The organism is Marinomonas sp. UCMA 3892 (assembly GCF_012726345.1).
In the GTDB taxonomy this organism is placed as follows: domain Bacteria; phylum Pseudomonadota; class Gammaproteobacteria; order Pseudomonadales; family Marinomonadaceae; genus Marinomonas.
In genome coordinates this window covers 43,948-60,313 of record NZ_PTXN01000022.1, presented here as the reverse complement: position 1 = coordinate 60,313, position 16,366 = coordinate 43,948, and the positions used below count along the sequence as shown (strand labels likewise).

Genomic DNA, 16,366 nt, shown 5'->3' with positions numbered 1-16,366 from the left:
TGAGTACTCTTTTTAAACCATACAGGTGATAGGGTTGTGCTCAGGATATTACATGATGTTAGCTTAAGTGCGCTGGTCGCAGGTTTTGTGGCCGTGCTAATCGGTTTTGCAAGTTCTGTTGCAATTGTCTTTCAGGCGGCTCAAGCCGCTGGTGCCGACTCTAATACCATTGTGTCTTGGATTATGGCGCTGGGCTTTGGTATGGGGGCTACTTGCTTTTTCCTTTCTTTATGGTATCGATCGCCAGTTATTACAGCTTGGTCAACGCCCGGTGCAGCACTGTTAGCAACAAGCTTAGGAACAATTAGTTACGCTGAAGCTATTGGTGTGTTTGTTTTTGCGGGCATAATAACTCTGTTAACGGGTGTATCTGGCTTATTTGATAAGGTCATGCGCTTAGTTCCTTTGCCTCTAGCCTGTGCCATGTTAGCAGGTGTGCTTTTCAAGTTTGGTCTTTCTATTTTTGACTCCATGATAAGTGATGTTTTTCTTGTGGGAATTATGTTGATTACTTATTTAGTGAGTAAGCGCTTTGTTCCTAGATATGCTGTGTTGTTTGTATTGGTTGCAGGTGTCGCGTTTGTGCTTGCGAGGTCTGACGGGCAGTTAATGTCTGAAGTTCCTTTTTCACTTGGGGCGTTTGTATGGGTTTGGCCTGAATGGAATATTGGTGCATTGATCGGTATTGGGATTCCTTTATATATTGTGACAATGACGTCTCAGAATATTCCTGGTGTTGCCGTGATGCGTAGCAGTGGTTATCAAACACCTGTTTCTCCTTTAATTAGCTGGACAGGGTTTACCTCTATTGTGCTGGCGCCATTAGGTGGATTTGCTTTTAATTTGGCGGCGATCACTGCTGCAATTTGTTCAGGTGATGAATGCCATAAAGATCCTAAGCGACGTTATATTGCGGGCCTGTCTGCTGGTGTGTTTTATGGGCTTGCTGGTTTAGCAGGTACCTCTGTGGTTGCTCTATTTTCGATTTTTCCTGCAACCATGATTGCAGCGTTAGCGGGTATTGCCTTGTTAGGAACCATCGGCATGAATTTGAAAAATGCGATGGCTGATGACTCTAATCGAGAGGCTGCATTAGTTACCTTTTTAGTAACCGTCTCAGGCATCTCGTTTGGTGGTATCGCGTCAGCCTTTTGGGGGATTTTATTCGGTGTGATTTGTTTGCTGATATCTAATATTAGGCTCAAATAAAAGGTTTTTTAATGGATGTTAGTCAAAGTATCAAAGAAGATATCTTGAAAAATCAGTTGCCGAGAGGCGTCCCCCTTCGGCAAGCGATCCTTTCGGCTCGATATGGTGTCAGTAGAATTCCTATTAGGGATGCGTTGTCATCATTAAAGTCCGAAGGTTGGCTTGTTCCAAATGGGAAAGCAGGTGTGATGATTCCTGATTTGAATTGGACGGAAGCAGAAGATCTTTATTTAATGCGAGCTGAATTGGAATGTTTGTTGTTTAGTATGGCATTTGATTATATCAGTAAGGAAGACCTAATAAAGGCGAGGTATTTCTTAGCGGAATTAAATAAAGAAAATTTAACACTAGTCTATAAAGGAGAACTTAATTGGTTATTTCACCACACACTGTATAGAGCTGCTGAGCGCCCGACATTACAGCGCGTGGTTGAAGGTCTTAATAAGCAAGCTGTGCGTTATCTTGGCTTTCAGTACGGCCCATTAGGATATAAGGTAAGAAGTCAGGATCAGCATGAAGAGCTACTTTTACTTATTGAATCAAAAGATAAAAATGCTGCGCTCATTTTTCTGAGGCAGCACATAGAAAACGCAGGGATTTTGTTAACAGAGTTTCTGAAAAAACTTAACTCATGACTGGGAGAGTAGGGGGTTAAAACTCTTCATCAGCAGGCTGAGGTAAACATACAGTTAAACTTGCACCACCTAGGTTTTGAGATGATTCTTTTTTTATAAAGCCTCGAACGTCATTCACAACATGAGCTGTGGCCGATAATTCGGCGAAATATAAGCCTAAACCTGTATTACCTTCAAGAAACTCTTCAGGCTGTTCATCGGTATCAGCCTGTTTGAAGCCTTCACCATCATCTTCAATTGCTATAATGAGAAAATTATTTTCCTGTTTTGCACTGATCAGAATTTTTGATTTTGCAAACCGCAGTGCGTTGTAAACTGCAGTGCTGACCACTGCCGTCATTAGGCGCTCGTCAAAAATGCCCGTTAGATTTGTATCGCAACTGTATTCTAGCTCTAAACTCTTTGCAATAGCGGATGGCTGTAGAGCAAAAACCTGGTCATCCAAAAACTCATCAAGTAAAAAAGTATCTACATGTAGGTCATAGCCGTCAGATGCTAGTCTATACAAGTATAAATACTCCACCCATTCATCATTGAGTTTTTTGAGGGACTCTTCAATTTGGATAATTTTTTTTTGATTAGAATCCTTGCTTCCCATTGCGTCTTTAAGGCTTTGCAATTGGTATAATAAAGTTCCTACCTGGTTTTTGCTTTCATGAATCGCACTGGCCAAAATAGTGCTGATATCGATTTTTTTCATCTCTAGCTTCCAAAAGATTTTGCGTAGACGGAACTTTGCTGTTGGGTTGGAGCGATTGCGCTACCGGATTTTACTTCACTAAGCCAAGCTTCAAAAATTTGCTTGGCAGTTGATATATCGTTATCTGCTAGATAAATGTCTATTTCGTAGCTATAGGCTTTTGCTTTATTGTTTTGGTCATCAAAAAAAGATTCGTGTACTTTTTTAAGCGTGCTATTGAAGTTATCTTTTTGACGCGGTAACAGAGGACCACTGTCCGATATTCTAGCAAGAGATTCTAAATGTTTTAAATAAACATCAGCTGTGTTGTAACAGGAGTATTTGGCTAAAAATACAGCTCTTCTAAATGACATTTCTGCAGTCGTACTATCGTTGAGAGATAGGCTAATATTTCCTAACTCCATCTGACGTAAGATATTTTTAGGCGATCGACCGATAGCTTCAATTAATGTTGCTTGGGCTTCTTCACACTTTCCTTGAATGACTTGAATTTTAGCAAGCCAATCGTAAGCACTAACAAAAAAGCGATTATCAAGCATCAATTGTCTAAAGTTTTGTTCTGCTTTGTCTAGCTCACCCATCAAAAAATAGGACTTTGCTTTGCCAAATAATGCCCAAGGCATTTTCCTGCTTTTTAGGGTTTTCTTGAATAGTGATAGTGCTTTTTTGTATTCTTTAATTTCTAATAGGCTCTCGCCTATTATTCTTTCGCATTTGCCTATTAGAGACGGGTATTTCTCCATCACTTGTTTAGCTGCAATAATGGCTTCTTCAAAGTTGTTTGCATCAAGTGCGACGTTTACTTTGTAAAGCCTTTCTTTTGTTTCTAATAGTTTGCTGAGCCGTCTTTGCAAAACAGCCTGAGAAAAGGGCTTTGTAATGTAGCCATCTGGTTGATATTCAATAGCCCCCATTACCATTTCAATGGATGTTTCCGCTGTTACCATCAAATAAGTAGCGGTATTCGGAATGAGTTTAGAATGTCTTACTTCTTCTAATAATTGCTGTCCATCCTTGCCATTGCCGAGATTGTAATCGGACAAAATGACATCAAAGGATTTATTTCTTAGAAGTTCAATGGCAGTTTCAGCTTTCATAGCAATGTCGATAGACGTAAAGCCAAAATCTGTCAGCATTTTTCGCTGCATAATTCTGGCTTCGGCCATATCCTCTATGAGAAGCGCTTTTTTCTTTGAAAAGTCTTGTTGTGCCATAAATAATTACATTCCGTGTCTAGCAATTATAAAAAAGATTTATTTGGGTCAGTCACGAGATCTTCTGAAAAAATTTCATCCTCTTCTGAGGTTTGCTGTGGAATAGCGTAGGATTCACTTGCCCATGCTCCCAAGTCAATCAGCTTGCATCTAGGGCTGCAAAAAGGGCGGTCTGGATTTTCTTTGGACCAGGGCGATTTTTTTTGGCAGGTAGGGCAGGCAACCAAGGTTGCAGTATTATTATTCAACATGATTGTGACTCTAAAATTTTTTTGTGTAATTTTAAGACTTTAGCATTCATTTCAGCAATATTACCAGAATTTTCCAAGACTAGATCCGCTCTCTCAAGACGTTCGCTATTGCTTAATTGTGCTGCCATGATTTTTTCTGCGCTTTCTCTACTTATATTGTCTCTGCTCATGACCCGTTGAAGTTGTATATTTTCAGGTACATCGATTGCTATGACTAATTTACATATAGCATCTTGTTTTGTTTCAAATAGTAGCGGATGGACAAGCAAGGCGTACGATGAGGTAATTGCATGCAGCTTAGCTGATATCTCTTCTCGAATTGCTGGGTGTGTTAGTGCTTCAAGCCAGATTCTTTCTTCGGGGTTATCAAAAATAATATCACGTAGGGATTTACGGTTTAAAGTGCCGTCATTTAACAATATATTGTCACCGTAGCGCTGATGGATTTTATTTAAACAATCTGATCCCGGCGCAACAACAAGTCTTGCGACATCATCAGCATCAACACTTTGAATGCCCATATCATTGAAATATTTTGTTATTGTGCTTTTACCGGAGCCAATGCCGCCAGCAAGACCGATTATTGTAGGGGGATGGGTTGTCATAGGCTAAAAATAAAACACCAACATGGCTGAAAATATTAAAAATGGACCAAATGCCATGTACTTAGCTCCACTTCTATTGGTTAATACAGTGTATAGGATTCCGCTTAAACTTGCACAAAGTAACAAGGGGGGTAAGCCTAAAAGTCCTAACCATGCACCGAGCACTGCAATAATTTTTGCGTCACCTAATCCTATACCTTCTTGACCTTTGAATGTTAAATAAAACCAGCGCAGCGTATAAATAAGTCCATAACCAACTATCATACCTAAAACGCTGGTTTCTAAGGTATTGTTTGATAGATTAATTAGCAGCGCACAAGCTAATGCAATGATGCTGCATTCATCCGGTATTAATTGATATTCTAGGTCAATTACTGTTGCTGTTAACAAAGCGCTAATCAAAAGTGTGTGTAGTGCAAGTTGATATATATCGCTAAATATCCAAGGCAAGGGGAGGCAGAAAGCAAGATGAAGAAATTCGACTGAGGGATAGCGATATGAAATGGCGGCTTTGCAATAACGGCATTTCCCTTTAAGTAGTAAGTAACTTAATAGAGGAATAAGATCTTGCCATGTCAGAGGATGATGACATTGGAAACAGTGAGAGCGCTTAACACTTATTTTATTTGGCGGCTGTTTGTTAAAGGGAAGTAAAAGTAATGCGTGCGCTTCTTTTTCCCATAAATAAATGTTTTTAATCGGCCACCTAGCTGTAAATGCTGCAGCATAACTGCCCATGCTCAGGACAACTGATAGATATAAAACCCAGTTTATTGTTATCAGATTCATTTATGACATCTCAATAAGTGGTGCGTATAAGGCGATCAATGCTGAGGCGACAAACCCTCCAGCGATCAAGAGGCAAACTGCGGGGATCAATTTTTCAAGTAGGGATATACTTTTTTGCCAACGTTTTTCGTGCTCTTTTGTTGCAAGAATAAGTGCTCTCTCTATGTCACCATCTTGTTCTGCTGAATGAAGCGCAATAGACGATTCATTAGAAAACCAATGAGCAGGAAAGCAGGCAGCATAATTTTTACCGAGACGAAGAGTATAATAGACTTGGTAAATCTCTTCTTTTATGAGCGTATATTGGAAGTACTCGGGCATGCTCATCAAGGCCTGCTGCAAAGTTATGCCGGTTTTTCTTGTTGTGCTTAACAACGAAAAGAGTTTGGTTAGCCGAAAATTGCCACTGTATTTTTCAAGCCAGTAACAAGCGTGACCTTTATATAGGCTCCGTATGACGATGAATTGAATGGCACTACAGACGAGATAAATGCTCACATTACTGGCTAATTCCAAAAAATAGCTCTCTCCTATTTTTTGCTGTATTGCTCTGTTCGCGATAAGAATAATCAGAGCAATCTGAATAATACTAAAGGGATAAATAATGGATTTTAATAAGCGTTGAGACCAATCGAGTAAGGATTTAAGCTGGATAATCGACACGGCGATGCTTTTTTCACAGTCTTCTCTTGAGCCTTGTGAATTGAGGAGTTGGCAGTATGGTATAGCGGAGGCTTGTGTCAGTTTGCTTAATGCTTCGTTGAAAGTTGTACCATTTTCTAGCTCGCTTAATATCGCTTTACTTGTATTTGCGATTTGGGGGTGAGTTGATGAAAGAGCAAAATGTGAAATCGCTTGATTTAATTGAAGCCCAGAGTGTAGAGCGCTCTGTATCTCTTCATAAAAAATTTGCAGTGACTTGTAATCTAGCTTTTTGGGGTTCCACTCTGAGATTGATATTTGCCAATATCCGCGGCGTATATAATCAAAGACAACGTTGCTTTCGGATAATTCGTGTCGGTAATCCACCTCTCCATTTAGGTGCTGAATTTTATACCAAGGCATTTTGCACCTCACCACTCAGATAGGGAAAAGCCTCCCATAGGGACGGGGATGAAATAAGTGTGTCATAATCTTTCGGTAGCAATTCATTCCACAAGGGCCTTAAACCGTTGAACATTGGTTGTTGTGAAGACGCTTTGTAGAGCATGGATTGATGGATAATAAGTTTTAATGAACTCACTAAAGAGAAAAAATCAACTTGCCAACCATGGCAGCGGTGCATGGCGTCGAGTGCAGAGTTTGTATGCAATGTAGCTAGTACGAGGTGTCCGGTCAATGCCGCATTTACTGCTAGATTGGCAGTAACGGCATCACGCACTTCTCCGACCATAATCACATCCGGATCTTGTCTTAAGAAGGATTTCAAAAGAGCGGCAGAGTCTAAACCGATAGCTGGATTGGGCTCACATTGAAATAAGCCCGGAATTTCATATTCGACAGGGTCTTCTATCGTAAAAATAGTCTTCTTTCCTGTGTTTAAGGTATCAAGGCACGAATAGAGGGTTGTGCTTTTACCAGCACCTGTTGCGCCACAGACTAAAATTAAACCACTAGAGCTATTTAAGATAGTGCTTAGGCTGGTAAGTAAAGATGTCTGTATGCCGATATTTTCAAGCTCTAAACGGTTTTTTTCAGGGAGTAGGCGCAAAGCTACTTTTTCGCCTTTAACCGTGGCAATAATACTGACCCGAATAAAGGTGCTTCGACTTCTTTCCTCAAAGAGAAATTGACCTTCTTGTGTTCGCCTTGTTTCTGATAAGTCTAAATTAGCGCGCATTTTTATGCGGTTAATTAAGCTTGTTCCTTGAGCTAGATTGGCTACTTTATGAAGTGATCCATAGCAGCGTTGATAAATTTGAATGCCAATATTTGAATGTTCTATGTGAATATCGGTTGCATGATTACTCACGGCGTTAGATATTATTTCTTCTAAAGTCATTCGTCTGCTCCAGTCGCACTGTCACATTGAAGTGGAAGAATGTTGCTTTCTAAATCCGAGAGACATTTCCAATTTCTATCGGCTCCGCGAGAGTATTTTAGATATTGGTTTTCAGTTATGCCGGTACTGTCATTTAGTGTGATAACAATGTTCCCCATACCCTTGTTTTGGCTGTCTACGGAAATGGATTTGGTAATTGAACCTTCTGTTAAGGATTGTTTTATGAGATTGAACTCTGCTTCGCTAGGAAAGGCCCCATGTAAAAGAATAAATTCTTCAACCAGAGATTGATGTTGAGTAGCAAGGTTTTGTACTTCTATTAGCTTTGCTTTAGCAATTTGACGAGTAAATGTGGGGGCTGAAAGGCTGGCTATTATAGAAATAATGGCAATAACAACCATTAACTCTAATAGTGTAAAACCACGTGTGGATAGACGAGAAAATAACATTCTTCACTCCTTGAAGATTCTGTAGTCATTGGCATCCTGCCGAAAAACTCAACTAATTGAGTTTTTATAGACTAAACAATTTGATCGAGAAAGTCTCCTGTTGGTGTTTTTTCTTGATAGCTATTGGTTTTGTTCTCCTTAGTTAATGCGGGAATGGTTGGTTCAAGATCATCTTCGATGAATTCTTCTTCTAGTTCTAACAAGACATCGTTGTTTTTTCTAGCTTCGATTTCTTCGAATTTTTTTCTATTTCGCTGGGATAATGCTTGGCCTTGTTCTGAAATAGTGACAACAAGATCACTCGATGCCTTGGCGTTGCGAGCGTTAAGCGCAGCCATGTTGGTATCTTCATCAGAGCGTAAGTCAAATGTCGTGTAGCCAGGTGTCGTCGTACTTGTGAAAGTATGATTTGAAAGCGCTATAGAATGAGGAAGGCTACCAGACATGTTGATCACCCACGTAATGTTTATCTACAAATACTAATTGGCAATATGGAATATGTCCACTTTCTAATCTAATTCAGTTGGGATAATTCTTAACTTAATTAATTAACTCGTCTTCGCTCATTTGAAAACAAAGACGAGTTAAGGAATAAGTTGGTTGGTGGACTATTCGCTTTTAAGCTTGCCAGCCTGAATAGCGGTAATAGCAATGGTGTAGACAATGTCGTCAACTAATGCCCCGCGAGACAAATCGTTAACAGGTTTGCGAATGCCTTGTAGCATAGGCCCAATGCTGACCACATCAGCACTTCGTTGAACGGCTTTGTAGGTCGTGTTACCAGTATTTAAATCAGGGAAAATAAATACGGTCGCTTTTCCTGCAACTTTGCTGTTTGGCGCTTTTTGCTTAGCTACTTTTTCCATGATGGCTGCGTCATATTGCAGAGGTCCATCAATCAACAGGTCAGGGCGAAGTTTTTGTGCTATAGCCGTTGCTTCTCGGACTTTATCAACATCATTACCTGTACCAGAACCACCAGTACTGTAACTAATCATGGCGACTTTTGGGGCAATGCCAAATGCTGCAGCAGAGTCAGCACTTTGAATGGCAATTTCTGCGAGTTGCTCAGCCGTTGGGTCTGGATTTATAGCGCAGTCACCATAGACCAGTACTTGATCCGGCAAACACATGAAGAAAATAGATGAGACAAGATTTGAGTTGGGAGATGTCTTTATTAGTTGCAGTGCAGGCCTAATAGTGTTGGCGGTAGTGTGTACAGCACCTGAAACCAAACCATCAACATCACCAGCTTGCAGCATCATGGTGCCTAATACCACATTATCTTCAAGTTGTTCGCGAGCGACAATATCGGTAAGTCCGCGACTTTTTCTCAATTCAACCATTGGTGCTACGTAACGTTCACGAATGCTGTTGGGGTCAAGTATTTCAACACCATGGCTTAATTCAATACCGTTGTTTTGAGCAATACGGAGAATTTCGGTTTCGTTACCTAATAATGTGCAACGAGCAATGCCACGTTCCGCACAAATAGACGCCGCCTGAATGGTGCGGATTTCTTCACCCTCTGGAAGAATAATGCGTTTATTTAATGACCGAGCGAGCTCAATTAAGCGGAATCGGAATGCAGGAGGGGATAATTTTCTTTCTTCTTGGTTTAAGGCAAAAGAGTTTATCCAATCGTGATCAATGCAACGAGCAATATGCTCTTTCACCATCAGGACGCGTTCTTTATCGTCAAGTGGAATCTCTTGGTTGAACGACTGCATATTAATCACTGTTTCCCAGCTGTTGGATTCAACTGAGAGGACTGGCAATCCTTTTGCCATGGCTTTACCGCAAAGCGCCATTAGGGCTTCACTTGGCTGGTAACCGCCAGTAACCACTAATGCTGCAATTTTAATATCATTAAGCGCTGCAATAGCAGTCGCCATGATTATGTCAGTACGATCTCCAGGCGTGAAAACCAATACGCCTGGTCGCAAAGCTTCGAGCATATTTTCCACACCGCGAGCACAGAGTGTATAAGATTGTACTCGGCGAGATTCGATTTCACCCGCATTAATAATACGAGCACCAAGGAAGTCAGCCACATCTTTAACACGAGGATAGGTTAGCTCGTCCGCTTTCGGTATTTGACCGAGCAGACTAAAGTTGCGTTTAAAAATTCCTCTTTGGGCAAACAAATCACCGTAGGATTTAACGCCTAATGACCCTGGTGTAGTTTTATTTAAAATACAACCAATAACATCGTTAGCCTTTATACCACCGTAAGAGCCTGCGGCAATTTCAACATGATGTTCAAGTTCGTTCACTCTCATGTTGTTCGGTGCAGTAACTAAAACTAAGCCTGCGTCTAGTGTTCTAGCAATGGCTTTATTTAGCCTTGTTGCATATGGGTGCCCGGCGATCTGCGCAAGACCTTCTACAATAACCGTTGAATCTGGCTCAACGCTGGCTTGAAAACGGCCAACAATCTCTTCCATGAGTTCGTCGATATTATCGTTGTACAAATAACGTTCAGCTTCATGGAGCGGAATTGGCTCAGCAGGTGTTAGTGTTGAACCTTGAGCAACCATTGCCGTTGATTTGTCCGGTCCTTTATCACCAGGCTGAGGCTGGGCGATAGGCTTGAAGAAACTGGCTTTTAATCCTTGTTGTTCAAGTGCGCGGACAAGACCTACAGAGACGGATGTTAGGCCGACGCCTGGGCCCGTAGGAACGGTCATTAGTACATTTATTGACATATCTGATGAATCCTAAATTAGTCCATTATAGTTAGCATAGCTTCGATCAATGCTGAATTAAGCTTATAGTATCAAGTGCAATCATTAGCTCTTCATTAGTTGGTATAATCCATACTTTCGTGTTGCTTTCATTAGAGCTGATATTTAGTGTTTCGCCACGAGGTGCATCTTTATTTAATGTAGAGTTTATACCGATATTCAGTGCTTTCAAATGATTGCAAATGACTTGGCGTAAATAGCTTGAATTCTCACCTATACCACCAGTAAAGACCAAATGATCAATACTTTCTAAAGTTGTAGCTACACTTGCTAAGTTCTTAGCCGCTCTTATAGCAAACATATCTAGAGCCAATTTTGCTCTTTCATCGCCAGATTCCATGGCTTCTTCGAGTGTTCGGCAATCATTTGATAATTCTGATACGCCCAAAAGGCCGCTTTTCTTATTGAGTACATCAAGCGCTTCATCAGCAGATAAATTTTTAGCTTTCATGATAAAGGTTAATAGGCTTGGGTCTAGGCTACCTGAGCGCGTTCCCATCATAAGCCCTTCAAGAGGAGTGATCCCCATGCTTGTATCTGATGACTTACCTTTATTAATGGCACAAGTGCTTGCGCCATTACCTAGGTGGGCAACAAGTACACCTTGCTGTTCACTGCCTTTCCAAATCTGCGCTAAACGCTGACTGATATATCGATAACTTGTGCCATGGAAGCCATACTTGCGAAAATGATGTTCGCGATAAAAGTCCATCGGAATAGGGTACAAAAACTGCTCTTCTGATAGGCTTTGATGAAATGACGTGTCAAATACTGCCGCTTGTGGAAGAGTTGGAAATAGTGTCAAAGATATATTTATACCTTTTAAGTGCGCAGGGCTATGAAGTGGCGCTAAACTTGCGCATTCTTGGATGCCGTTAATAACGTCTTGGTTGATCAGCGCAGATTGTTTAAAGGTTTCGCCACCATGAACGATTCGATGTCCTACACCCACTAAGAGATCATTTATTGCTGGGTGAAGGTCGAGCCACGCCTTGATTTCTTTCACTGCAGATTCATGACTACCCAAAGCAAGTGTTTTTTGAAGCTTTTCTCCTTGGTACTTGAAAGTAATCGTGCTGTTATTTGAACCAAGTTGGTCCGCAATACCTTCCATTAAGGTTTCCTGCCCAGCATTGGCAAGAATGGCAAATTTTAAAGAGGAGCTTCCGCAGTTGATGACTAAAATACTATCTTTCATAGTTATTCCTGAGATACGCGCAAAGACAGATCTATTGCTTGGATGTGTTTGGTTAAGGCTCCAATGGATACAAAATCAACGCCTGTTTCAGCTACCTTTAATAGACGATCTTTGTCCATGTTTCCTGATGCTTCAAATTTAACTTGACCTTTGTAGTCTGAAACCGCTTTGCTCATATCTTCATACGAAAAATTATCTAGCATAATGATATCTGCGCCAGCAGCGACTGCCATGGCAACTTCTTCTAAATTTTCTGTTTCTACTTCAATGGTTTTACCTGGCGCGATTTTTTGTGCCATGCTGACGGCGTTGGCAATTGATCCCGCGGCCATGATGTGATTTTCTTTTATCAAAAAGGCATCATATAAACCCATTCGGTGATTTTTTCCACCGCCAACTGTTACCGCATACTTCTGTGCTCGGCGCATGCCTGGTATTGTTTTTCGTGTATCCAAAATTGTTAATTGTGTGCTTGATACGATTTCACTGTATTGGCGAGTCACCGTAGCGGTATAAGAAAGTGTTTGTAAAAAATTTAGAGCGGTGCGTTCACCCGTTAGGATTGTTCTTGCATGGCCTTTAATAGTCAAAAAAGGTTTGTCGCTTTCCAGCGTATCGCCTTCATTATTATGCCAAGTGAGAGTGGTTCTGTTTCCTAATTGAGCAAATACTTCGTTTACCCAAGCTTGGCCGCATAGAACAGCAGGTTCTCGACTGATAACCGTTGCTGTAATTTCTTGATCGTCAGGGATAAGTTGAGCTGTTATGTCCCCAGAGCCTATGTCTTCTTTTAATGCAAATGTAACTTGCGATTGGATGTGCTCGGATAATAGAGCGTTCAGAAGGGTCATGTACTATCCTAATTTTGCCAAGTAAATAAAGAGCATTGTAGCGTTATATTGGTAATGCGTCAGTGTTGATTTTTTGATATTCATTGATTTGCATGGTCTTTTTAAATAGAAAAAAGCCATAATTTATAGTTTGTAAGTATAGACCTAGCTTTTCAAATGAATTTTCTTGCCTAACTAGTCACTATTTTGGTGTTTTTACCTGCGACTGACTCAAGTGCGGATTAGTCTCTATAAGAGCTAATAATGTGATACAGATTATCATTTTTTGAATGGTACATTAGCTTTGATGCTGTGTATTCTTCGCTGTCTGAAGCAAAACGCAGGATTCATACAGCTTATATATCTCATATTTTTGGTGAATTTTGGTGGGGTCTCTTTAAGGTTTAAATCATTTATTGTGGTGTTTTTACCTATTTTCACCTGTTTTTAGATGGATTTTTGAGGAATTAAAAGCTTCAAAAGTGCTTTGTGTACTTCAATCTTTATGCGGGTGGCTAGGCGATCTCTTGATTAGGTGTTAATCTAACGCCCGAATTAGATGCTTCTGATATGTAAAAAGACCTTGTTTAGTGTAAGGTTTTAGTAAAATATCTAGAGTGCAAAATCTTAGAAGTGCTCTATCTATGCACATTCTAGGCAAATGACTTTGATTTTTTACATGCATTTAGTAAGGCTATTTGCATGTGGAAATTTAATGTTGGGTTTGATGAACCAAACCCAAATTGGAAGCGAGCTGACTAGATTTTTAGTGGTCGATGCAATGGAAATAAAATTAAAACAATAATAATTACCATTGGAACGGATAAAAACGACGCGTTTTAAAACGTAATATACAGTGCGTCGTTTTATCCTAGGTCGGCTGGAACTTAATGGCTATTCATATGAGTTCCGACGGTTCGTTTAAGTAGCCTCCAAGGCTTAAATACACATAATGTCCTTGGTAGGTTAGTATCTGTTCTAATAGCGGGAGTTATTAACACGATGACTGAGCAGCATATTCTCGAAGACATCGATCCAATTGAAACTAAAGAGTGGGTCGATGCGCTTGAGTCTGTCCTTCGCGAAGAAGGTCCTGATCGCGCGCAATACATTTTAAATCGTTTGACGAATGAAGCTTCAAAAGCTGGTACGTCATTGCCGTCGTCTATTACGACTGCATACCGGAATACAATCGCTCCTGAAAATGAGAAGCCATTGCCGGGTGATGTATTTATGGAGCGTCGTATACGTTCTATAATTCGTTGGAATGCATTGGCTATGGTAATGAAGGCAAACCGTGTTGACTCAACACTTGGTGGCCACATTACAAGCTTCTCTTCTGCAGCAACGCTTTATGATATCGGTTTTAACCACTTTTTCCGTGGTAATGACGGTAAACAACAAGCGGATATGGTCTTTTTCCAAGGTCATATTTCTCCAGGAATTTACGCTCGTTCATACATTGAAGGGCGTTTGACAGACGAACAGCTTGATAACTTCCGTCGTGAAGTGGATGGCAAAGGTATCTCTTCTTACCCACATCCTTGGTTGATGCCGGATTACTGGCAATTTCCTACAGTGTCTATGGGTCTTGGGCCATTGCAAGCGATTTACCAAGCGCATGTAATGAAGTACCAGCATAGCCGTGGTCTTATTGATCAAGGCGATCGTAAAGTATGGGCGTTCCTTGGTGATGGCGAATGTGATGAGCCAGAATCTTTAGGTGCTATTGCTCTTGCGGGACGTGAGAAGCTAGACAACCTTATTTTCGTGATCAACTGTAATCTACAGCGTCTTGATGGCCCTGTGCGTGGTAACAGTAAAATTGTTCAGGAACTTGAAGGTGTATTCCGTGGCGCTGGCTGGAATGTTATTAAGTGTCTATGGGGGCGTCATTGGGATCCTCTTTTCGCGAAAGACCATAACGGTTTGCTTGTTAAACGTATGAACGAAGTTTGTGATGGTGAGCTTCAGAACTACAAAGCAAATGGTGGTGCTTATACTCGTGAACATTTCTTCGGCAAATATCCAGAATTGCTAGAAATGGTTAAAGACATGACTGACGATGAGATTATGAATCTTAATCGCGGCGGACATGATCCTTACAAAGTTTACGCAGCGTATTCCGAGGCGACTTCTCACAAAGGTCAACCGACTGTTATCTTGGCGCAAACCGTTAAAGGTTACGGCATGTTTAAGGCGGCTGAAGCGCAAAACACTGCGCACCAAACGAAGAAGTTGGACGAAGAATCCCTTGCTCAGTTCCGTGATAAATTCGGTATCCCTATTAGCGATGAAGAGCTAAAAGACTTACCGTATTACAAGCCGGCTGAAGACAGTCCTGAAATGCAATATATGCGCTCACGTCGTAAAGAGTTGCATGGGGCTTTCCCAATTCGTAACCATGATTGCGAAGCGCTTGAGGTGCCTTCTTTAGAAGCGTTCAAATCTCAAATCGCGGGAACAAATGGTCGTGAAATTTCTACTACTATGGCGTTTGTGCGTGCACTAAATGTTATGGTTAAAGATAAAAACATCGGTGAACGTGTTGTTCCAATCGTTGCTGATGAAGCTCGTACGTTTGGTATGGAAGGTATGTTCCGCCAGCTAGGTATTTACTCATCTGAAGGTCAGCGTTATACGCCTCATGACCATACTCAGATTATGTATTATAAAGAATCTGCTGACGGTCAAATTCTTCAAGAAGGTATCAATGAGCCAGGTGCATTTTCTGCATGGTTGGCATTGGCTACTTCTTATGCAAACAGCGCTCTTCCTATGATCCCTGTTTACATCTACTACTCGATGTTTGGTTTCCAGCGTATTGGTGACTTGGCTTGGGCGGCGGGTGACTCTCAGGCGCGTGGTTTCTTGATTGGCGCTACAGCTGGTCGTACTACGCTAAATGGTGAAGGTTTGCAGCATGAAGATGGTCATTCCCATATTCAGGCTGGTCTTATTCCAAACTGCGTGTCTTACGATCCAACATATTCATACGAAGTTGCTGTTATCATTCAAGATGGCTTGCGTCGTATGTATAAAGAAAAAGAGAGTGTTTTCTATTACCTAACAGTAATGAATGAAAACTATACGCACGAAGATATGCCTGAAGGTGTTGAAGAAGGCATTATCAAGGGGATGTATAAGCTTAAATCTCATGCTAAGAAAGCCAATAAGAAACAAGTTCAACTACTTGGCTCTGGTGTTATTCTTCGTGAAGTTGAAGCGGCTGCAGAGATCCTATTTAATGATTTCGGTGTTAACTCTGATATATGGAGTGTAACGTCTTTCAATGAGCTACGTCGCGAAGGTCTTGATGTAAGTCGTTGGAATATGCTTCACCCAGAGTCAGAAGCTCGTAAATCTTATGTTGAGTCTTGCTTGAATGGCAATGGCCCTGTGATTGCATCTACCGATCATATTAAATTGTTCGCAGATCAAATTCGCCCATTCGTAACTGGTACATACAACGTGCTTGGAACAGATGGTTTTGGTCGTAGTGATACTCGTGCTCAATTGCGTCACTTCTTCGAAGTTAACCGCTATTGGGTAGTGGTTTCTGCCTTGAATGCACTAGCAAAAGACGGTGTGATTGATGCATCTGTAGTTAGTGGTGCGATTGCTAAGTTTGGTTTAGATCCAGAGAAGCCAAACCCTGTAACTTGCTAATTACCTAACAAGCTAGGTATCTGGCTTAGTGTATATTTATGCCTAAGTCAGATAAGTTTTTAAGTTTG

At 41.0% G+C, this 16,366-nt stretch carries 15 protein-coding genes; 3 read left to right on the top strand and 12 right to left on the bottom strand.

Translation table 11 applies throughout. From position 1 onward, the window contains the following. Positions 1-36 precede the first annotated feature (36 nt). Together B6N13_RS21415 and B6N13_RS21410 are read left to right on the top strand one after the other, a co-directional pair. The gene (locus B6N13_RS21415) at positions 37-1,209 is read left to right on the top strand and encodes a benzoate/H(+) symporter BenE family transporter (RefSeq protein ID WP_012070022.1); all 1,173 of its coding nucleotides are present in this window, start codon (positions 37-39) and stop codon (positions 1,207-1,209) included. An 11-nt stretch (positions 1,210-1,220) separates the two neighbouring features. Then, positions 1,221-1,844: a GntR family transcriptional regulator gene (locus tag B6N13_RS21410; RefSeq protein WP_169460549.1), complete on the top strand. Its 624-nt coding sequence runs from the start codon at positions 1,221-1,223 to the stop codon at positions 1,842-1,844. Between the two features lie 16 nt (positions 1,845-1,860). Here the strand turns inward: B6N13_RS21410 and B6N13_RS21405 are convergent, their stop codons facing one another. From B6N13_RS21405 to nadC, 12 genes are all read right to left on the bottom strand, one after another. Continuing rightward, on the bottom strand, positions 1,861-2,544 hold the full coding sequence (locus tag B6N13_RS21405) for a HAMP domain-containing sensor histidine kinase (protein ID WP_169460548.1): 684 nt from the start codon (positions 2,542-2,544) through the stop codon (positions 1,861-1,863). A 2-nt stretch (positions 2,545-2,546) separates the two neighbouring features. Then, positions 2,547-3,758, bottom strand: a complete 1,212-nt coding sequence (locus B6N13_RS21400; protein WP_169460547.1) for a response regulator — start codon at positions 3,756-3,758, stop codon at positions 2,547-2,549. 26 nt (positions 3,759-3,784) lie between these two features. Next, positions 3,785-4,009, bottom strand: a complete 225-nt coding sequence (gene yacG, locus B6N13_RS21395) for a DNA gyrase inhibitor YacG (protein ID WP_012070018.1) — start codon at positions 4,007-4,009, stop codon at positions 3,785-3,787. Continuing rightward, positions 4,003-4,614, bottom strand: a complete 612-nt coding sequence (gene coaE, locus B6N13_RS21390) for a dephospho-CoA kinase (protein WP_169460546.1) — start codon at positions 4,612-4,614, stop codon at positions 4,003-4,005. Before coaE ends, yacG begins: the two co-directional genes overlap by 7 nt. Before the next feature lie 3 nt (positions 4,615-4,617). Next, the gene (locus B6N13_RS21385) at positions 4,618-5,403 is read right to left on the bottom strand and encodes an A24 family peptidase (protein ID WP_012070016.1); all 786 of its coding nucleotides are present in this window, start codon (positions 5,401-5,403) and stop codon (positions 4,618-4,620) included. Further along, a complete protein-coding gene (locus B6N13_RS21380; RefSeq protein ID WP_169460545.1) occupies positions 5,404-6,468 on the bottom strand; it encodes a type II secretion system F family protein in 1,065 nt (354 codons plus the stop codon). Beyond that, complete coding sequence (locus B6N13_RS21375; protein ID WP_169460544.1) at positions 6,455-7,405, bottom strand: ATPase, T2SS/T4P/T4SS family; 951 nt, start codon at positions 7,403-7,405, stop codon at positions 6,455-6,457. The genes B6N13_RS21380 and B6N13_RS21375 overlap by 14 nt, the downstream gene beginning before the upstream one ends. Then, positions 7,402-7,854, bottom strand: coding sequence for a pilin (locus tag B6N13_RS21370; protein WP_012070013.1), 453 nt, complete (start codon positions 7,852-7,854; stop codon positions 7,402-7,404). Before B6N13_RS21370 ends, B6N13_RS21375 begins: the two co-directional genes overlap by 4 nt. A 71-nt stretch (positions 7,855-7,925) precedes the next feature. Further along, a complete protein-coding gene (locus B6N13_RS21365; RefSeq protein ID WP_169460543.1) occupies positions 7,926-8,300 on the bottom strand; it encodes a hypothetical protein in 375 nt (124 codons plus the stop codon). Positions 8,301-8,462: 162 nt separating this feature from the next. Continuing rightward, positions 8,463-10,562 carry a phosphate acetyltransferase gene (pta, locus tag B6N13_RS21360; RefSeq protein WP_012070011.1) on the bottom strand — a complete coding sequence of 700 codons (2,100 nt, stop codon included), beginning with the start codon at positions 10,560-10,562 and terminating at the stop codon, positions 8,463-8,465. A 46-nt stretch (positions 10,563-10,608) separates the two neighbouring features. Further along, on the bottom strand, positions 10,609-11,799 hold the full coding sequence (locus B6N13_RS21355; RefSeq protein WP_169460542.1) for an acetate kinase: 1,191 nt from the start codon (positions 11,797-11,799) through the stop codon (positions 10,609-10,611). 2 nt (positions 11,800-11,801) lie between these two features. Further along, positions 11,802-12,650, bottom strand: a complete 849-nt coding sequence (nadC, locus tag B6N13_RS21350; protein ID WP_012070009.1) for a carboxylating nicotinate-nucleotide diphosphorylase — start codon at positions 12,648-12,650, stop codon at positions 11,802-11,804. A gap of 981 nt (positions 12,651-13,631) precedes the next feature. On the opposite strand from nadC, the gene aceE reads away from it, so the two are divergent. After that, complete coding sequence (gene aceE / locus B6N13_RS21345; protein WP_012070008.1) at positions 13,632-16,298, top strand: pyruvate dehydrogenase (acetyl-transferring), homodimeric type; 2,667 nt, start codon at positions 13,632-13,634, stop codon at positions 16,296-16,298. Positions 16,299-16,366 lie beyond the last annotated feature (68 nt).